The organism is Wenyingzhuangia sp. IMCC45467, from assembly GCF_054111205.1.
In genome coordinates this window covers 1164030-1181874 of sequence record NZ_CM134196.1, presented here as the reverse complement: position 1 = coordinate 1181874, position 17845 = coordinate 1164030, and the positions used below count along the sequence as shown (strand labels likewise).

Annotated in this window: 17 protein-coding genes; 6 read left to right on the top strand and 11 right to left on the bottom strand. The window is 30.8% G+C overall.

The window, feature by feature from the left end; all coding sequences use genetic code 11:
- Position 1: 1 nt before the first annotated feature.
- Positions 2-727 (bottom strand): LysE family translocator, encoded by a 726-nt coding sequence (locus tag ACXGQT_RS04920; RefSeq protein ID WP_457830288.1) that lies wholly within the window; start codon positions 725-727, stop codon positions 2-4.
- Between the two features lie 96 nt (positions 728-823).
- On the opposite strand from ACXGQT_RS04920, the gene ACXGQT_RS04915 reads away from it, so the two are divergent.
- Entirely contained in the window at positions 824-2443 is a 1620-nt protein-coding gene (locus ACXGQT_RS04915) for an ABC-F family ATP-binding cassette domain-containing protein (RefSeq protein ID WP_457830287.1), read from the top strand.
- 85 nt (positions 2444-2528) lie between these two features.
- On the opposite strand, the gene ACXGQT_RS04910 is transcribed toward ACXGQT_RS04915, so the two are convergent.
- The 6 genes from ACXGQT_RS04910 to uvrB form a co-directional block, all read right to left on the bottom strand.
- On the bottom strand, positions 2529-2813 hold the full coding sequence (locus ACXGQT_RS04910) for a DUF3817 domain-containing protein (RefSeq protein ID WP_457830286.1): 285 nt from the start codon (positions 2811-2813) through the stop codon (positions 2529-2531).
- A 68-nt stretch (positions 2814-2881) separates the two neighbouring features.
- Positions 2882-3337, bottom strand: coding sequence for a hypothetical protein (locus tag ACXGQT_RS04905; RefSeq protein ID WP_457830285.1), 456 nt, complete (start codon positions 3335-3337; stop codon positions 2882-2884).
- 57 nt (positions 3338-3394) lie between these two features.
- On the bottom strand, positions 3395-3772 hold the full coding sequence (locus ACXGQT_RS04900) for a hypothetical protein (RefSeq protein WP_457830284.1): 378 nt from the start codon (positions 3770-3772) through the stop codon (positions 3395-3397).
- A gap of 161 nt (positions 3773-3933) precedes the next feature.
- Positions 3934-4311: a DUF423 domain-containing protein gene (locus ACXGQT_RS04895; protein WP_457830283.1), complete on the bottom strand. Its 378-nt coding sequence runs from the start codon at positions 4309-4311 to the stop codon at positions 3934-3936.
- Positions 4311-4865, bottom strand: a complete 555-nt coding sequence (locus ACXGQT_RS04890) for a DUF4494 domain-containing protein (protein ID WP_457830282.1) — start codon at positions 4863-4865, stop codon at positions 4311-4313. The genes ACXGQT_RS04895 and ACXGQT_RS04890 overlap by 1 nt, the downstream gene beginning before the upstream one ends.
- A gap of 70 nt (positions 4866-4935) precedes the next feature.
- Positions 4936-6921 carry an excinuclease ABC subunit UvrB gene (gene uvrB, locus ACXGQT_RS04885; RefSeq protein WP_457830281.1) on the bottom strand — a complete coding sequence of 662 codons (1986 nt, stop codon included), beginning with the start codon at positions 6919-6921 and terminating at the stop codon, positions 4936-4938.
- Positions 6922-7104: 183 nt separating this feature from the next.
- Here uvrB and ACXGQT_RS04880 point away from each other — a divergent pair, with 183 nt between their 5' ends.
- Both ACXGQT_RS04880 and ACXGQT_RS04875 read left to right on the top strand, forming a co-directional pair.
- A complete protein-coding gene (locus tag ACXGQT_RS04880) occupies positions 7105-9858 on the top strand; it encodes a TonB-dependent receptor (RefSeq protein WP_457830280.1) in 2754 nt (917 codons plus the stop codon).
- A gap of 164 nt (positions 9859-10022) precedes the next feature.
- Entirely contained in the window at positions 10023-11051 is a 1029-nt protein-coding gene (locus ACXGQT_RS04875; RefSeq protein WP_457830279.1) for a phytase, read from the top strand.
- Positions 11052-11138: 87 nt separating this feature from the next.
- Here the strand turns inward: ACXGQT_RS04875 and ACXGQT_RS04870 are convergent, their stop codons facing one another.
- Together ACXGQT_RS04870 and ACXGQT_RS04865 are read right to left on the bottom strand one after the other, a co-directional pair.
- Complete coding sequence (locus ACXGQT_RS04870; protein ID WP_457830278.1) at positions 11139-11387, bottom strand: hypothetical protein; 249 nt, start codon at positions 11385-11387, stop codon at positions 11139-11141.
- Between the two features lie 65 nt (positions 11388-11452).
- Positions 11453-11695, bottom strand: coding sequence for a hypothetical protein (locus ACXGQT_RS04865; RefSeq protein WP_457830277.1), 243 nt, complete (start codon positions 11693-11695; stop codon positions 11453-11455).
- A 204-nt stretch (positions 11696-11899) separates the two neighbouring features.
- Here ACXGQT_RS04865 and ACXGQT_RS04860 point away from each other — a divergent pair, with 204 nt between their 5' ends.
- Positions 11900-13615 carry an ABC transporter ATP-binding protein gene (locus ACXGQT_RS04860; protein ID WP_457830800.1) on the top strand — a complete coding sequence of 572 codons (1716 nt, stop codon included), beginning with the start codon at positions 11900-11902 and terminating at the stop codon, positions 13613-13615.
- A gap of 12 nt (positions 13616-13627) precedes the next feature.
- Here ACXGQT_RS04860 and ACXGQT_RS04855 read toward each other — a convergent pair whose 3' ends face one another.
- A complete protein-coding gene (locus ACXGQT_RS04855; RefSeq protein ID WP_457830276.1) occupies positions 13628-14815 on the bottom strand; it encodes a PAS domain-containing sensor histidine kinase in 1188 nt (395 codons plus the stop codon).
- Positions 14816-14988: 173 nt separating this feature from the next.
- Here ACXGQT_RS04855 and ACXGQT_RS04850 point away from each other — a divergent pair, with 173 nt between their 5' ends.
- Together ACXGQT_RS04850 and ACXGQT_RS04845 are read left to right on the top strand one after the other, a co-directional pair.
- Positions 14989-16338 (top strand): DEAD/DEAH box helicase, encoded by a 1350-nt coding sequence (locus ACXGQT_RS04850; RefSeq protein WP_457830275.1) that lies wholly within the window; start codon positions 14989-14991, stop codon positions 16336-16338.
- A 21-nt stretch (positions 16339-16359) separates the two neighbouring features.
- A complete protein-coding gene (locus ACXGQT_RS04845; RefSeq protein WP_457830274.1) occupies positions 16360-17328 on the top strand; it encodes a succinylglutamate desuccinylase/aspartoacylase family protein in 969 nt (322 codons plus the stop codon).
- A 52-nt stretch (positions 17329-17380) separates the two neighbouring features.
- Here ACXGQT_RS04845 and ACXGQT_RS04840 read toward each other — a convergent pair whose 3' ends face one another.
- Positions 17381-17782, bottom strand: a complete 402-nt coding sequence (locus ACXGQT_RS04840) for a VOC family protein (RefSeq protein ID WP_457830273.1) — start codon at positions 17780-17782, stop codon at positions 17381-17383.
- Between the last annotated feature and the right edge of the window lie 63 nt (positions 17783-17845).

Below are 17845 nucleotides of genomic sequence, written 5' to 3'. Positions count from 1 at the left end.
TTTAAAAAAATAATATTGGTTTAGCATAAAATAAATGGCTGTTATGTAATGTAGATGATTGAATGTAACGGTTAAAATCAACCTTGTTTTTAGGCATATAGTTTTTTAACATCATAAAAATTCCAAATAGAATTAATATAATACCCATTACTTTTTTTAGCTGTAAAACAACTCTAGGTGTTAATTTATGTTTTAGTTGTTTGGCTAATAGAATTTTAGCAACATCAGTAATAAAATAACTGAACAAAATAATGCTAAAAAAACTAAAAATAGCGGTAGCATCCATTTTTAAAACAGGGCCAATAACAATAATTAAACCCAGCCAAAAAGCCAAAACCCCTACATTTATAAAGTTTAAGAAAAAGCCGTTTAAAAAAAGTTTAAAATATTGGTTTGTAGTTTTTATGTTAATGACAGTATCTTGATTTTTGTTTTCTTCATTTTTAGAATTTCCAAAAAAGGTAATTAAACCATAAATAATTAAAATACATCCTCCTAATAAATATAACCTAGGATCATTTTTAATTTGTTTTAATACAGGTCTACTACCAAAATAGGCAATTAAAATAAAGCTAATATCTCCTAAAATTACACCTAAGTCAAAAGCAAGTGCATATTTGGCTCCTTTAGCTATACTAGTTTGTATCAATTTAAAAAATACAGGTCCAATCATAAAGGCTAAAAAAAAGCCTAAGAAAGCCGCATTCTTAATAAGGTTAAAATCCATTATTTAAAGATATAAATTCCTTGTTAATGCAATTAAAATAGTAAGGGTTTTTCTTTCTCAATTTTGTACTTTTGCACCAAATTAAAAATAAGAGTCATGTTAACAGTTTCAAATTTATCTGTACAATTCGGAAAAAGAGTTTTGTTTGATGAAGTGAATACAAAATTTACGCAAGGAAATTGCTACGGAGTAATTGGTGCCAACGGAGCAGGAAAATCTACTTTTTTAAAGATTATATCTGGAAAAATGGAAGCTACCTCTGGTCACGTTACTTTGGATCCAGGAAAGCGTATGTCTGTATTAACTCAAGATCACTATGCTTTTGATGAGTACACCGTTTTAGAAACTGTATTGATGGGGAATAAAGAGTTACATAAAATCAAAACAGAGATTGATGCTCTATATGCTGATTATACAGATGAAAATGCTGAAAAAATTGGTGAGTTACAAGTTCGTTTTGAAGAAATGGATGGATGGAATGCCGATGCAGCAGCAGCTACATTATTATCTAACTTAGGAATTAAAGATGATTTACATTATACTTTATTGGCTGATTTAGATGGAAAAACAAAAGTACGTGTGTTGTTAGCACAATGTTTGTTTGGAAATCCAGATGTGTTGATTATGGATGAGCCTACCAACGACTTGGATTTTGAAACCATTGCTTGGTTAGAAAACTTTTTAGCTAACTATGAAAATACAGTAATTGTAGTATCGCATGACCGTCACTTTTTAGATGCAGTCTGTACTCATATTTCTGATATAGATTTTGGTAAAATCAATCATTATTCAGGTAACTATTCTTTTTGGTATGAGTCATCTCAATTAGCAGCAAAACAACGTCAGCAAGCCAATAAAAAAGCAGAAGATAAAAAGAAGGAATTAGAAGATTTTATCCGTCGTTTTTCTGCCAATGTTGCAAAATCTAAGCAAGCAACTTCTCGTAAGAAAATGATTGAGAAGTTAAATGTTGATGAAATTAAACCTTCTAGCCGTAGATATCCTGCTATTATTTTTGATAGAGATAGAGAAGCTGGAGATCAGATTTTAAACATAGAAAACTTATCAAAAACTTTTGAAGGAGAAACTTTGTTTAAAGATGTAGATATCAACTTAGCTAAAGGAGATAAAGTTTTGGTAGTTTCTAAAAACTCTAAAGCTGTTACTTCTTTTTACCAAATTATTATGGGGAATGAGTCTGCAGATACTGGAGAATATAAGTGGGGAATTACTACCAACCAATCTTATTTACCATCAGATAACTCATCTTTCTTTGTTGATGAAAAATTAAACTTGGTAGATTGGTTACGTCAATATGCAAAAACAGAAGAAGAGAGAGAAGAAGTACATTTAAGAGGTTTCTTAGGGAAAATGATTTTTAGTGGAGAAGAAGCTCTTAAGAAATGTAACGTTTTATCTGGAGGAGAAAAAGTACGTTGTATGTTGTCTAGAATGATGATGACTAGAGCAAACGTGTTAGTGTTAGATGAACCAACTAACCACTTAGACTTAGAATCTATTCAAGCGTTAAACAACTCTTTAAAAAACTTTAAAGGAACCGTATTGTTTTCTACACATGACCACGAGTTTGCACAAACAGTGGCTAACAGAATTATAGAAATTACACCTAAAGGAGTGATTGATAAATATGCTACCTTTGATGAGTATTTAGACGATCCAAAAATTAAAGAATTAAGAGCTAAAATGTACGAATAGTATGTTTTAGAAATAAAAACCATAAAAAAAGCTCCATTTGAAATTTCAAATGGAGCTTTTTTTATGGTTTCAACTTTGTTAAAAGTTATTTTACTTGTAAATATTTTTTATCAGCATAAAAAGTTCCAAAAGGAAGGATAGAACAAACTAAAATAATAGCAAATTCTTTAGTGGTCCATTTTTGCTCACTTTTCAATAAAAAGGCCATAATTACATAGGTAACAAATAATAAACCATGTGGCATTCCTAGCGTTCTTACTAAAATATCGTTTCCTGTAAAATGTTTTAAAGGAGAACCAATACCTAATAATAATAAATAGGAAATCCCCTCTAGTAAGGCAATAATTTTAAAGTTTTTTAAGGTAATCATCTGTGTAAAAATTAAGTACAGTAAAAGTACTAAAACAAAAAATCCCAACTGTTATAGTTGGGACTTTTTTATGATTGTTTTATCAGAGATTCAATTTTATGCTTTTTCCAATATTGCATTAAAATAAATGTACTAATTACGCAAGAAGCCATGGCTTCCACGGTCATAGAAAAAACTATTTTAGGCAAAGTTAAATGGTTTCCCCAAAAGGAGGTTTGCTGTAGAGTCATAATTAAAGAATCATCAATGAGGGTTACGTATAATGCCATAGAAGCTATAACTCCTAAAATACTTAACAAGCCTGTAGAAAAACCTATAGATAGATTTGTTAAGTAATTATTATCCATATTTTGATATATGTTGTTTTTTATAGAGCTATTAATTCCCCATATTACAAATAAAATGTTTAACATTCTAAACTCTATAATATCAGCCATTCCAATAAGTTTCATAAAAAAGTAAAAACCTACAATGGCTAAATATATTTTAGCAGCATTTTTTAATACTATTTTTTGATTTGTCATGATTGTAATTTTAAAAGTTCCTTATCTAATTTACTTAAAATTAGTTGAATAAAAAAATTACAGTTTTGGTTTAGGTAGGTTTGTGGGTTTGCCTTTAAATTTTGAAGGCATAAGATCTATGTTCCTTTTTTCTGCAGCTTTAAGGATAAAAGGGATAATAATACTTGCCCCAGGTAATAAAATAAAAGGAATTCCAATTCCAGCTATTTTTAGCATATCATAAACATATAGTTTAATGAACTTTTCTTCTTCTTTACTAATATCTCCTCCGTGTAAAATATATTTTTGAATAATCACTGTGGTTGTTTTTGTATCTACAGCACCACTTTTTATTCCGTAAAAAAAAGTATCTAGAGCATGGGTAACTTTAGATTTATTTTTATGAATAAAATGTCTAAAAAGACGATATGACCTACTATGTTTTCTGGTTGACATCAGTTTATTGATAACGCATTAAAAATAGTATTTATCTTTTTGATAGTGAATAAAAAAAAGGAGTATTTCCGTTATGTTTTTGTGAATATAAATCAAACAATATATAAACAAAAGCCTCTAAACATATTTGTGTAGAGGCTATTATTATATATTTGATTTTCTTATTTTATTAGGGCTAACAAAAATAACATCCAAGAAAGTAACAAACACAATCCACCTAAAGGAGTAATTGGTCCTAATACTTTAACTGATTTGTTTCTGCTTTTTAAAATACAAATTCCATAAATACTTCCTGAAAATAAAAAGACACCTATAATAGCAAAAATAATAGTGAGGTTTTCTGTAGTAGATTTAAAAGGAAATACAAGTCCTAATAAAATTAAATATAGGGCATGATACATTTGGTATTTTACCCCAATTTCAAAACTATCTAAAATTTCTTTAGACCATTTTTTCTTTAGCAAATGGCTACCAAAAGCACCAAGAACAATGGCTAAAAAACCAAATAAACCTCCAAATATATATGCTAATTCTTGCATTAGTCTTCTAGTACTTCTTCAGACTCATCAACAATTTCATCTTCTAAAACATCGTCATCAATGTTTTGGTCTTCAGAAAAAGAATCTTCGGTATAAGTTTGTGGAGCTTCAACAGAAGCAGGCTCTTCTTCACCATCAAAGAAAGGAAAAATATCTATAATAGGAGATTCAGTAATACTTGGAATTGAATAATCAGAAACGGTGTCAGCAAATTGCTCTGTTAAATACTCGTAAGCATCTTTAACATCTAAAGCCTGTACCAAAACGTAAGTGTTGGATCTTTTTTCTAGTCCTTTGTCTTCATCTAAAGTTACCAAAGATACTTTACATTTAAACCATCTATCTCCATGTTCACTAGGGAAAATTTCAGAAAAATTTGCTACTTTAATGTTGGTAATCTTAAATCCTTCAGACAAATATTTACCCATTTCATCAGTAGCACGAGCTTCAGCTTCTGTAAAAGTCAAGGCATCAAATAAATATGGTTGATTGAAAGTTTTTATTCTTTCGTTATCGTCTATTTTACTGTATTTTACTTTTACTTCGTACCACATAAGATTTGTTTTTTAAGAGTAACAAATGTAAAAACAAATCTGAATTTTGAAGAAACAAATTTAAATTAATTTACAATTTACTTTTCAACGCTTTAATCTCATCTCGGAATTTTGCAGCAGTCATAAAGTCTAAAGTTTTTGCTGCTTTTTCCATGGCTTTTTGTTTTTCCCTAATACGTTCTTCAATGGCAGTCTTAGATAAATAATCTAACTCTTCTTCTGCAGCTAAATTGTGTTGAATTTCTTCGTAATTGGTTCCAGAATTATCAGTTAAATTGTTTCCGAAATCTTTTTTAATTTGGGTAGGAGTAATGCCATTGGCTTCATTATAAGCAATTTGTTTTTCACGTCTACGAGCTGTTTCATCAATGGTTAGCTGCATGCTTTTGGTAATTTTATCGGCATACATAATAGCCATTCCGTTAACATTACGTGCAGCCCTACCAACGGTTTGAGTAATAGACCTGTGAGAACGTAAAAAACCTTCTTTATCAGCATCAATAATAGCAACCAAAGATACTTCTGGTAAATCTAGCCCTTCACGTAATAGGTTCACTCCAATTAAAACATCAAACAAACCTTTACGTAAATCTTGCATAATTTCTACACGTTCTAAAGTGTCTACATCTGAGTGTATATAACGACAACGTACCTGTATTCTTGTTAAATATTTAGCCAACTCTTCGGCCATACGTTTGGTTAAGGTAGTTACTAATACACGTTCATCCACTTCAATACGTTTGTGAATTTCTTCAATCAAATCATCTATTTGATTTTTACTAGGTCTAACCTCAATAATAGGGTCTAACAAACCTGTTGGACGAATAACCTGTTCTACCACTATACCTCCAGACTTTTCAAGTTCATAATCGGCAGGAGTAGCAGTTACATATATAGTTTGATTTTGAATGGCTTCAAACTCTTCAAATTTTAACGGACGGTTGTCCATGGCAGCAGGAAGTCTAAAGCCAAATTCAACTAAATTCTCTTTTCTAGATCTATCTCCACCATACATAGCATGGGTTTGTGGTACTGTTACATGGCTCTCATCAATCACCATTAAAAAATCATCAGGAAAATAATCTATCAAACAGAAAGGTCTGGTTCCGGGTTCTCTTCCGTCCAAATATCTTGAGTAGTTTTCAATTCCGCTACAATATCCAAGTTCACGAATCATTTCTAAATCAAACTCTGTTCTTTCTTTTAAGCGTTTGGCTTCAAGAGTTTTACCTGTTTCGTTAAAATAATTGTATTGTTTCATCAAGTCTTCTTGAATTTGATGAATGGCTGTTTGTAAAACATCTGGAGAGGTTACAAATAAATTAGCAGGGTAAATATCTAACCTGTCAAATTTTTCTATGACTTGTTTATTTTCTAAATCATATGACTCTATTTCTTCAATTTCATCACCAAAAAAATGTACTCTGTAAGCATATTCTCCATAAGAAGGAAAAATGGTTACAGTATCTCCTTTAACTTTAAAATTCCCACTTTTCATTTCTGCTTCTGTACGTGCGTATAAACTTTGCACAAGCATGTGTAAAAATTTGGTTCTACTTAAAGTTTGATCCACTTCAATAGTTATCACATTTTTTTTGAATTCTACAGGGTTTCCTATACCATATAAACAAGATACGGAAGCTACTACCAATACATCTTTTCTGCCCGATAATAGAGCAGAAGAGGTGCTAATACGCAAGCGTTCAATTTCTTCATTAATAGACAAATCTTTTTCTATATAAACTCCTGTAGTTGGAATATAGGCTTCAGGTTGATAATAATCATAATAAGAAACAAAATACTCTACAGAGTTATTAGGGAAAAAGTTTTTAAACTCAGAATATAACTGAGCTGCCAGGGTTTTGTTATGAGCCAATACCAATGTAGGTTTATTTACTTGTTCTATAACATTAGCAACAGTAAAGGTTTTACCAGAACCTGTAACTCCTAATAAAGTTTGGTGCTCATCACCATTGTTAACTCCTGTAACCAATTCTTTAATAGCAGTAGGCTGATCTCCGGTAGGTTTGTATTTAGAAACGACTTTAAAATCCATAAAACAAAACTACGCATTCTAATTAAGATTTTATATATGTTAATTTGTTGTAAATACAAGGTTTTTAAATTGTTTTGTTAACATTTAGATGATGTTTTTTTTGAATTATAGTGATGTTTAATTAAGCATAGATGTTGGTGAGTGCTATAGTTTTGTGGCTCTTAAAAACAACAATCAAAAACAATGAAAACATTAAAACTTTTAATTTTATCATCATTAATAAGTGTGATGAGTTTTGCACAAAGCAAAGGAAGTATTGTAGGACATGTGGTAGATGGTAATAACTTACCAATTCCGGGAGCAGTTATTATGATAGAATCTTTAAATATGTCTGTTATGACAGATTTTAATGGTGATTATGCTTTTGTTGGAATTGCTAATGGAGCATATGAATTAAAATCAAGTTGTTTAGGGTGTAAAACATTAATAAAAAATGTTATGGTTAATGGAAAAACTGTAGCTATAAATTTTGTTTTAGATTCTGCAGTAAACGACTTAGATGAAGTGGTACTTAAAGGGAGTAATTCCAAAGGACAAGCAAAAGCCTTGAACAAACAAAAATCTAACTTTAACATTACCAATATTGTGGCTGCCGATCAGGTAGGGAAATTCCCAGATGCAAATATTGGAGATGCTGTAAAAAGAATTCCTGGTATAGCTGTTCAAAACGATCAAGGAGAAGCAAGAAATATTATTATTAGAGGAATGGCTCCTCAATTAAACTCGGTTACTTTAAACGGAGAGAGAATTCCATCGGCAGAAGGAGATAACAGAAATGTACAAATGGATTTAATTCCATCAGACATGGTACAAGCAGTAGAAGTAAACAAAGTATTAACTTCTGATATGGAAGCAGATGCTATTGGAGGTTCTGTAAACTTGGTAACAAGAAAGGCTGGAGAAAAAACTAGAATAACTTTAACAGGAGCAGTAGGGCAAAACCCTGTAAGAGATACTCCTTTGTACAATGCTTCTGCAGTAATTGCTGGTAGAATGCTTAACAATAAATTAGGAGCTGTGTTAAGCACCTCTTTACAGTCTAACGATTTTGGTTCAGACAACGTTGAGTTTGAATGGGATGGGGATGCCAATGGAGCGGTATTGTCTAGTCAAGATATTAGAAGATATGATGTAAAGCGTGTAAGACAAAGTGCAGCTTTAAATTTAGATTATAAGATAGATAACAACAACACTATCTTTTTTAATACGGTTTTAAACAACAGGAAAGACTGGGAAAATAGGTATCGTATAGAAATAAAGGATATTGCAGAAACGGCTCCTGGTGTGTATACTGCAGAGGAAGTTGTGAGAGAAACCAAAGGAGGAACTAATAATGATGCGAGATTAGAAGAGCAAGAGATTCAAAAATTTGCATTAAACGGAGAACATATTTTATTTAATTCAGTAAAATTCAATTGGAAAACAAATTATTCTAAAGCATCAGAAACTAGAAATGGTGAAAGATATATAGCCTACAAATTAGAAAATGTTGGAGTAACTCAAGATTTATCAGACATTAGATTTCCAAATGCAAATCCTTTAGCTGGGTCAGATTTTAATAACCCTGCTGCTTTTGAGTTAGATGAAATTTCTGAAGAAAATCAATATACCGAAGAGAAAAACTACGGAGCTAAGTTTGATCTTGAAATTCCGATGTTAAAAGGAGCATATGAAAACACATTAAAAGTAGGATACAGATACAAAAACAAAGAGAAAAGTAGAGATAATAACTACTATGAGTACGAAGAACCTGTTGTTGACATGGAAATGATGAGTGATGTTCCTTATAGTGATAAAACAGTTAATGGATTTTTACCTGGAGATAAGTATAAGTCTGGAAATTTTGTGAATGAAGATTATTTAGGAGGGTTAGATTTAAACAATGAAAACTTATTTACTAAAAAAACTATTTTTGAGGAATTTGTACCTGTAAATTACAATGCAAAAGAGCAAGTAAATGCGGCTTATGGAATGATTACCCAAAAATTAAGTCCAAAATTATCTGCATTGGCTGGTCTTAGAGTAGAAAGAACAGATATAGATTATACTGGGTATAGAATTGATATTGAAACAGCAGATGAATTGTCTGATGCTACTCAAATTAACGCAACAAAAAATTATACTAATTTTTTACCAAACTTACAGTTTAAGTATAGCTTAAATCCTAACACTATTTTTAGATTGGCTTACTCAACCTCTATTGCACGTCCTAATTACTACGATTTGGTTCCTTACCAAAGCATTAATTCTGATGATTGGGAATTTGAAGAAGGAAATTCTGACTTAGAAGCAAGTTATGCAAACAACTTTGATTTTATGTTTGAGCATTATTTTTCATCAGTGGGAATTATTTCTGGAGGAGTATTTTATAAAAACATAGATAAGTTTGTTTACACTTATGCTGAAGATGGTTTTGTAGATGCTGGTTATCCTGGAGAAACTTTTGAATATTCTCAACAAAGAAATGGAGACAAAGCAAAGGTGTACGGAATAGAAGTATCTGTACAAAGAAGATTAGACTTTTTACCATCATTTTTAAAGAACTTAAATGCATATTTAAATTATACTTATACAGATTCTGAAGCTAATGGAGTTGAAGGAAGATCTAAATTGGCTTTGGCAGGAACGGTAAACAATATGTTTAATGCTTCTTTGGCTTACGAAACTAAAAAATTAACGGTAAGAGCATCATTAAACTACGCTGGTGATTATATTGATGAATATGGAGATGAAGATTTTGAAGATATTTATTATGATGAGCAAATGTTCTTAGATGTAAATGCTACTTACGAAATATTTAAAGGTTTAAGATTGTTTACTGAATTTAAAAACTTAACCAATCAAGAGTTGAGATATTATCAAGGTAAAAAAGATTTTACTGCACAAGCAGAGTATTACAATTTTAACTGGAATGCAGGAGTAAAATATAATTTTTAACAAATTTAAAATAACACCATAAAAAGGTCGTCTTAAAAGTATATCATCATCTGTCATTCTGAATTTATATCAGAATTACATCTTAAATTATAAAGAGAACCTGAAATTAATTTAGGTTGATGAAAACTGTACTTTTGAGATTGACTCTTTTTATATTTACATGTATGAAAAGAATTTTAATAGTAGGATTGATAGCGTTACAAGTAGTTTCATGTCAATCAACAAAAAAAGATAACAGTTTGGTTTTTTCGGTAAACGCTGTAAGAGAAACCGTTCCTGTACATAGTAATGATGATGCTGCTGATGATGCTTGTATGTGGATTAATCCAGATAACACGGATGCTTCTTTAATTATAGGAACCAATAAAAAACAAGGATTGTGTGTGTATAACTTACAGGGGGAATTGTTACATAGTTATTCTGTGGGTAAAGTAAATAACGTAGACATCAGAGATGGTTTTGTGTTGAATAATCAGCCTGTTTCATTGGTAACAGCATCAAACAGAACTAGCAACACCATTACGGTTCATAAAGTAAATGTTGATGGAACTTTAACCAATGTAGCTATCAACCCTATAAAATCTAACTTAAAAGAAGTTTATGGATTGTGTATGTATCAAAATAACCAAGGGACTTATGTGTTTATTTCTGGAAAAGATGGAGGTGTAGAAAAGTGGCAAATAATAGCTCAAGCAAATGGAGTGGTGGGGAAATTAATCAATACCATTCAAGTAGGAACGCAAACCGAGGGAATGGTTGCTGACGATGAGTTGGGACAAGTTTATATTGCCGAAGAAGATGTAGCTTTATGGAAGTACAATGCAGATTCTTTTTCTGCTGAAAGAACTTTAGTCGCTAAAGTTTCTGATGTAAATATGCAAGATGATTTTGAAGGAGTTACTATTTACAAACAAGCAAACAACACAGGTTATGTTATTTTATCATCACAAGGAAACAATTCTTATGCGATGTTTGATAGGGTTACAAATCAATACATAAAAAGTTTTACAATTGATGATGGAGTTATTGATGGAACCAATGATACCGATGGAATTGATGTAACATCAGTAAGTTTTAAAGATTTTCCCAAAGGTTTTTTTATTGTACAAGATGGTACTAACATGGATGGGGGTACAAAGAAAAATCAAAACTTTAAAATAGTAGATTTTAGAGAGGTGTTAAAAGGACTTTAATAGAGTATTGTTTATAAAATTTAAAAATCCGTTTGCTTAATTAATTAAGCAAACGGATTTTTTTGTTAAAGAATAAACGTATTGGTATTATCCAAAAATTCTATTCATCATTTGTTGGTTGGCATTTTTAATACTCCAACTACAATCTGGATAGTTAATTTCTAGGCAAACACCTTTGTTGTTCATATCTTCAATCAGTTTCTTGTCTTTACGGTTTAATAAACTGTTTATTTTTAATAATTTTTGGGTTAAAATAGAGCGTTTGTTTTTTAACATTCTATGCATCATAACACTTCTGTCGCTAGATTTTATAATAACATTCTTTATATATTTCATATCAATAGGTTTTTTGGGTTCTTTTATAAGATACAAAAAATAACACTGATAATCAAATATATAAGTTACCCAAAAATTTTATTAATGAGTTTTGTGCTTGCATTTTTAATTTTCCATTCTCCGCTATATCTGTAAATATAAAGTGTGGCTTCTTCTTTGTTGATTTGTTTGATTATTTTTTTATCTCTACTACTTAAATAACGAAGAATTCTGTCTAAAATTGCTTTAGATCTATCATATTTCTTTAAATCAGGATTACGTAGTTCAAGACTACCGTCAAAAACTACAATATTGTTTATTGTGTTCATAACCGACTTATAATTTGTATCTATTAATTTACAAAAAATACAAATACAATTCTTAAAAAAATGTTTTGATTACCTGTAAGTCATTGCAACATTATACGTCTGTATAAAACTTTAAATCACGTATCTTTATTTTATAAATAACAAAGCATGAAATCTTATCAAAGTAAAGCATCTAATCAAAAAAACAAAAAGTCAAAAACAACTATGGCTGCTGCTTTTAAGAGCATAATTTGGCCAAGAAGAAGATTGGTTTTTGTAGGGTTAATTTTAATAGTTCTTAGTCGTTTGGCTAGTTTGGTGTTGCCTTGGAAAACAAAAGTTTTGTTAGATGATGTAATTCCAAACAAAGACTTTCATCAACTTTATAATTTATTAGCATTGGTTGCAGGAGCTATTTTTGTTCAAGCGGTAACCTCTTTTTTATTGACTAAAATTTTAAGTGTACAAGCACAGTTTTTAATATCAGAATTAAGAGCACAAGTACAAAAAAAAGTACTGTCTTTACCTATTAGTTTTTTTGATAACACAAAGTCTGGAGCGTTGGTGTCTAGAATTATGAATGATGTTGAGGGAGTTCGTAATTTAATAGGAACAGGGTTGGTGCAATTGGTTGGGGGAACTATTACGGCAGTAATTTCTTTGGTTTTATTAATTAAAATTAGTTGGTCTATGACACTTTTTGTGTTAGTACCTGTAGGAATTTTTGGATTTATTGCTTTAAAGGCATTTGCCTACATAAGACCTATTTTTAAATTAAGAGGAAAAATAAATGCAGAAGTTAATGGTCGTTTAACCGAAACTTTGGCTGGAGTACGTGTAATTAAGGCTTTTAATGCAGAAGAACAAGAGAATAAGGTGTTTGAAAAAGGGGTTGATTTAATGTTTCAAAACGTGAAAAAGAGTTTAACCGCTACTGCTTTAATGACGAGCACCTCTACTTTTTTACTAGGAATTGCTTCTACAGGAATTATGGGTATTGGTGGTTATAAAATTATACAAGGAGAGTTAACTATTGGAGATTTTCTATCATTTACTTTATTATTAGGGTTTATGATTGCTCCTATTGTTCAGATGAGTAATATTGGAAGTCAATTAACCGAAGCTTTGGCTGGTTTGGATAGAACAGAGGAGTTGATGAATATACAAGCTGAAGATGAAGATGAAAACAGAACTATAGAACTCCCCGCTTTAAGAGGAGATATTGCTTTTAATAATGTTTCTTTTGCTTATGAAGAAAATAAAAATGTATTACATAACATCAGTTTTAATGCACCATCAGGTTCCGTAATAGCTTTGGTAGGAAGTTCCGGTTCAGGAAAATCTACCATTGCAGGATTGTCTGCTACTTTTTTAAATCCAAAATCAGGAATAGTTAGTATTGATGGACAAGATTTGTCTAAGGTAAAATTAAATAGTTTTAGAAAACACTTAGGGGTGGTGTTACAAGATGAGTTTTTGTTTGAAGGAACTATTAAAGAAAACATTATGTTTCCAAGACCCAATGCCACAGAAGAACAGTTGCAAAATGCGGTAAATGCAGCTTATGTAAATGAGTTTACAGATAGGTTTGAAGATGGACTCAATACTTTAATAGGAGAAAGAGGTGTGAAGTTATCTGGAGGTCAAAGACAACGTATTGCCATTGCAAGAGCTATTTTAGCAGATCCTAAAATTATTATTTTAGATGAAGCTACCTCTAATTTAGATACGGAAAGTGAAGTGTTGATTCAGAAAAGTTTGGCACAATTAACAAAAAACAGAACAACTATTGTTATTGCCCATAGGCTGAGTACTATTCGTAAAGCAGATCAAATTTTAGTGATAGAAGGAGGAAGAATAGCTGAAAGAGGAAATCATGATGAGTTAATTGCCGCGCAAGGTCGTTATTATGATTTGTATACTTATCAAGGAAAAATATAATATCTAAACCTGTTAATTGTTTAATGGTAAAGTGAAATGAAAAAGGCTCCCTTTATTAAGTTCACTTTCTACCCAAATTTTACCTTTATGTTTTTCTACAAATTCTTTACATATTAATAATCCTAAACCAAAACCTTGTTCGTTTGCAGTACCAACAGAATTTTTGTTAGGATTTACATTAAAGATTTTATCAATTTTTTCTTTAGATATACCAACACCATTGTCTGAAATGGTAATTTTTACATAATTTTTTTCTATAGATGATAAAAGGTTTACTAATCCGTTGTTGTTGGTGAATTTTATAGCGTTTGTAACAAGGTTTCGCAGTATAATCATCAACATATTTTTATCTGCATAAATAATAGTTTCACTTGGAGAGGTAAAGTGTTTTAGAGATATTTTTTTTACAATTGCAACGGGGTTTTTTAAGTTAATGACTTCTAGGAAAACTTGAGATAAATGTATCTTTTCAGGATTAAAACAGATTTGATTTGTTTGAGATATAGACCAATTTAATAAGTTGTCAACTAAGGTAAGGGTACTTTTGGCAGAGGAATGAATAACTTTTATATATTTCTTTAAATCATAATCAAAATTTTCGGGATTGTGAATTAACAGTTCTGAAATTCCAACAATGTTACTAAAAGGACTTCTTAAGTCGTGGGCAAGTATAGAAAACAATTTGTTTTTAGTTTCGTTGAGTTTTTGTAATTCTATTTTAGATTTTTTAAGGTTAGCTTCGGTATTAAAACTTTGGGTAATGTCGTGAATAATCCCCACTATAAATTTCTCATTATTATTAGTAACAAACCTAGTTTTTCGTGTTGAAATTATTTTTGTTTTACCTCCTTCAATGGTAAGCGTTTCTATGTTTATGTTTTCAATACCATCAGCAAGTACTTGCTTGTCAATTTTTAAAAAAGATTCTCGTTCCTCAGGCAATACATCTTCTGCTAGTGTTTTACCAATAATTTCATCTCTTGATTTTTTAAAGACGTCACATAATGCATTATTTACAATGATTAATCTACTTTGATTATCTTTTACAAAAATGGGAACACCAATATTGTTAAGTATATTTTGAATGCTGAGCTTCTCTTTGTTTTTATTTAAGATGGTAAGTTTTAAAGCTTTGTTTTCCTTCTGAAGTTCAATAATTTTTGCTTTTAATTCTTTATTTGTGTCGTGAGAATTTTTCATATAGGTAATTTTAAGGGAGCTAGCATTTGGTATTCATTAAGTTAAAAAAAAATACGTAATTAACAATTGTTAGTTTTGGTTGTGTTATTAAGTGTTTTAAGAATACATAACATTAATTTATTAGTGAATTTTAAGGCAGATTGTTTCCTATCTTTGCACAAATTATTTATTTCATGTCAAAGCTGTTTTCAGATCTAGGAGTATCCTCTATATTTATCAATACATTACACCATTTAGGGATTACCGAACCTACAGAAATTCAAATACAAGCCATTCCTGTAATTTTAAATCAAAAGGATGATTTTGTGGGGTTGGCCAATACAGGTACAGGTAAAACTGCTGCTTTTGGATTGCCATTGTTACAAATGGTTGAGGTGTCTAACCCAAGCATTCAAGTAGTTGTTTTAGCACCTACTAGGGAATTAGGGAAACAAATTCACACCAATCTAACAGATTTTGGAGCAGATGTTTCTGGTTTGTCTATTGCTGAGGTTTGTGGAGGAACTTCTGTAAAGCCTCAAATAGAACTTTTACAACAAACAACTCATGTAGTGGTTGCAACTCCTGGACGTTTGATAGATTTGATTCAAAGAGGAAAAATAGATTTAAAACAAGTTAAATACTTTGTTTTAGATGAAGCAGATGAAATGGTTTTGTCTTTAAAAGAAGGGTTAGATAAAATTGTTGAGGCAATGCCTAAACAAAAACGTACTCTTTTGTTTTCGGCAACTTTACCTGGCTCTGTAAAACAATTGGTACAGAATTATTTATCTAAGCACGTTACTCAAGTTGGTGCAGAAACCAACTATACTGCTCATAAAGATGTTGCCCATCATTATGTAGTGGTAGAACCTATAGAAAAGTTAAATGTATTGTTACATTTTTTGGCAAGTAAAGAAGGGGGGCAAGGAATTATATTTTGTAAGACAAAAGCAGCAGTTAATAAATTGGCAAAAAATTTAGCCATCAATAAAATATCATCAGGAGCTATTCATGGTAGTTTAACACAAGGAATCCGTGATCGTATAATGGAACAATTCCGAGAAGGATATATCAATACTTTGGTGGCTACAGATGTTGCTGCAAGAGGAATTGATATCAAAAACGTTTCTTATGTAGTGCATTATCATTTACCAGATGCTATGGAAACTTACATTCACCGTAGTGGTAGAACAGCCAGAGCAGGAGCCAAAGGAATGTCGTTGGCAATATTACAAGCAGATGAGGTAGAAAAAATGAAGTTTTTAGGAGAGGAATATGAAATTGATTTACATACCTATGCAAAGCCTACAGTTGTAAGTATTGAAGAAAATAATACCATACTTTGGGCTAAAAAAATATTTAAAACCAAACCTAACAGAACGGTTTCTGAGGATGTAAAAGCAGCAGTAAAAAATGTATTTCATCACTTAACTAAAGAAGAGTTGGTAGATAAGATTTTAGCCAATTATTTAGTAGAAAATAAAACAGCAGATTTGTTATCTACAGAAAACAAGTCTATTAAGAAAAAGAACAAAAAATAGTATTATCGATTATTTTTACCCATGCCTAAAAAAATAACCATTCTTGGAGAAAAAATTTTACCAGGAAAAACATATCAAATTAAAACAGATATTGCTCGTTTGCATACTAGGACAAAAATAGAAGTTCCTATAATTGTTAGTAGAGCAAAAAAAGATGGACCTCACGTGTTAATTAGTGCAGGTATTCACGGTGATGAAGTGAATGGTGTAGAAATAGTTAGGCAAATAGTAGCCAACAAATATAATATTCCTGATGCTGGAATGATTATTTGTGTACCTGTGGTCAATGTTTTTGGTTTTTTAATTAAAACCAGAGAGTTTCCAGATGGAAAGGATTTAAACAGAAGTTTTCCTGGTGCAAAAAATGGATCATTGGCAAGTAAGTTTGCACAGTTTTTTATGAATGAAGTTGTAGAGCATGTAGATTATTGTATCGATTTTCATACAGGAGGAGATCATCGATTTAATTATCCACAAATTAGAATATCGGACGATGATACTAAGACGTTTAATTTGGCTAAAATATTTGGAGCTAAGTTTGTTAAATATTCATCAGAAAGAGAAAAATCTTTTAGGGCTTCTGCTGTTGCTTGTGGTAAAAAAGTTTTGTTATTTGAAGGAGGTAAATCTTTAGATATTAATACCAAAGTAACTCAGATAGGCGTTACAGGTGTTTTAAATGTTTTAGATGCTATGGGGGTTAAGGATTTTCCAGATTCATTTGTGCCTTATATAGAGGAGGAAAATCAGGTGGTTTTTAACGACTCTAAGTGGGTAAGAGCTAATGCATCTGGAATGTACAGGTCTATAGTCGCAAATGGGGAAGTTATTACCAAAGGAGACACTATTGGGTTGATTACAGATCCTTATGGTTTTTTTGAAAGAAAAATAAAATCTCCCGTGTCTGGTTACATTATTTGTTTAAATCATTCTCCAATTGTAAACCAAGGTGATGCTATTGCACACGTAGCTATCAAAGAAATTGAATAAATATAAAAGTCCTTATTAACAATGTTAATAAGGACTTTTATATTTAAATCAGTTATAATATTTCTTTTTCTAACAATAAAGGAGTCGCTCTCTTACATAGTTGAATAGCCAACCCCCATGGATCTTGTAACATTACCAAATGAGAACCATCTTCTAAAATATTATCTGAACAAAGAGTTGCTCCAGCCTTTAAAAGTTTGTTTTTATCTTCCTCTGCATTTTTGGTAACAAAAGCCAAATGTATTACTAAAGGATTTAAATTTTTATAATCTGGTACTTCTACATCTTTATTATTGTAAATTTCAATCATAACCCTTCCACTATCATCAGCTAAAAAAGTCATAAAAGGAGAGGTGTCTTTTTGAAGGACAATTTTTAATCCCAAATGATTTACATACCATTGAGCCATTTCTATAGGGTTTGATACATTGATGGCAAAGTGCTCTATTTTCATATTATAGTTTTGATATTGTTTATAAAAATAACAATCATAAAATAATTATTAACCGTTATAAAA

What these genes read in the sequence shown, in the direction of transcription:
- ACXGQT_RS04875 (WP_457830279.1), top strand. Translation starts at nt 10,023, where the DNA reads ATGAAAAGAATTTTAATAGTAGGATTGATAGCGTTACAAGTAGTTTCA.
- ACXGQT_RS04865 (WP_457830277.1), bottom strand. Translation starts at nt 11,695, where the DNA reads ATGAACACAATAAACAATATTGTAGTTTTTGACGGTAGTCTTGAACTA.
- ACXGQT_RS04840 (WP_457830273.1), bottom strand. Translation starts at nt 17,782, where the DNA reads ATGAAAATAGAGCACTTTGCCATCAATGTATCAAACCCTATAGAAATG.
- ACXGQT_RS04900 (WP_457830284.1), bottom strand. Translation starts at nt 3,772, where the DNA reads ATGTCAACCAGAAAACATAGTAGGTCATATCGTCTTTTTAGACATTTT.
- ACXGQT_RS04890 (WP_457830282.1), bottom strand. Translation starts at nt 4,865, where the DNA reads ATGTGGTACGAAGTAAAAGTAAAATACAGTAAAATAGACGATAACGAA.
- ACXGQT_RS04920 (WP_457830288.1), bottom strand. Translation starts at nt 727, where the DNA reads ATGGATTTTAACCTTATTAAGAATGCGGCTTTCTTAGGCTTTTTTTTA.
- ACXGQT_RS04910 (WP_457830286.1), bottom strand. Translation starts at nt 2,813, where the DNA reads ATGATTACCTTAAAAAACTTTAAAATTATTGCCTTACTAGAGGGGATT.
- uvrB (WP_457830281.1), bottom strand. Translation starts at nt 6,921, where the DNA reads ATGGATTTTAAAGTCGTTTCTAAATACAAACCTACCGGAGATCAGCCT.
- ACXGQT_RS04915 (WP_457830287.1), top strand. Translation starts at nt 824, where the DNA reads ATGTTAACAGTTTCAAATTTATCTGTACAATTCGGAAAAAGAGTTTTG.
- ACXGQT_RS04860 (WP_457830800.1), top strand. Translation starts at nt 11,900, where the DNA reads ATGGCTGCTGCTTTTAAGAGCATAATTTGGCCAAGAAGAAGATTGGTT.
- ACXGQT_RS04895 (WP_457830283.1), bottom strand. Translation starts at nt 4,311, where the DNA reads ATGCAAGAATTAGCATATATATTTGGAGGTTTATTTGGTTTTTTAGCC.
- ACXGQT_RS04850 (WP_457830275.1), top strand. Translation starts at nt 14,989, where the DNA reads ATGTCAAAGCTGTTTTCAGATCTAGGAGTATCCTCTATATTTATCAAT.
- ACXGQT_RS04845 (WP_457830274.1), top strand. Translation starts at nt 16,360, where the DNA reads ATGCCTAAAAAAATAACCATTCTTGGAGAAAAAATTTTACCAGGAAAA.
- ACXGQT_RS04855 (WP_457830276.1), bottom strand. Translation starts at nt 14,815, where the DNA reads ATGAAAAATTCTCACGACACAAATAAAGAATTAAAAGCAAAAATTATT.
- ACXGQT_RS04905 (WP_457830285.1), bottom strand. Translation starts at nt 3,337, where the DNA reads ATGACAAATCAAAAAATAGTATTAAAAAATGCTGCTAAAATATATTTA.
- ACXGQT_RS04880 (WP_457830280.1), top strand. Translation starts at nt 7,105, where the DNA reads ATGAAAACATTAAAACTTTTAATTTTATCATCATTAATAAGTGTGATG.
- ACXGQT_RS04870 (WP_457830278.1), bottom strand. Translation starts at nt 11,387, where the DNA reads ATGAAATATATAAAGAATGTTATTATAAAATCTAGCGACAGAAGTGTT.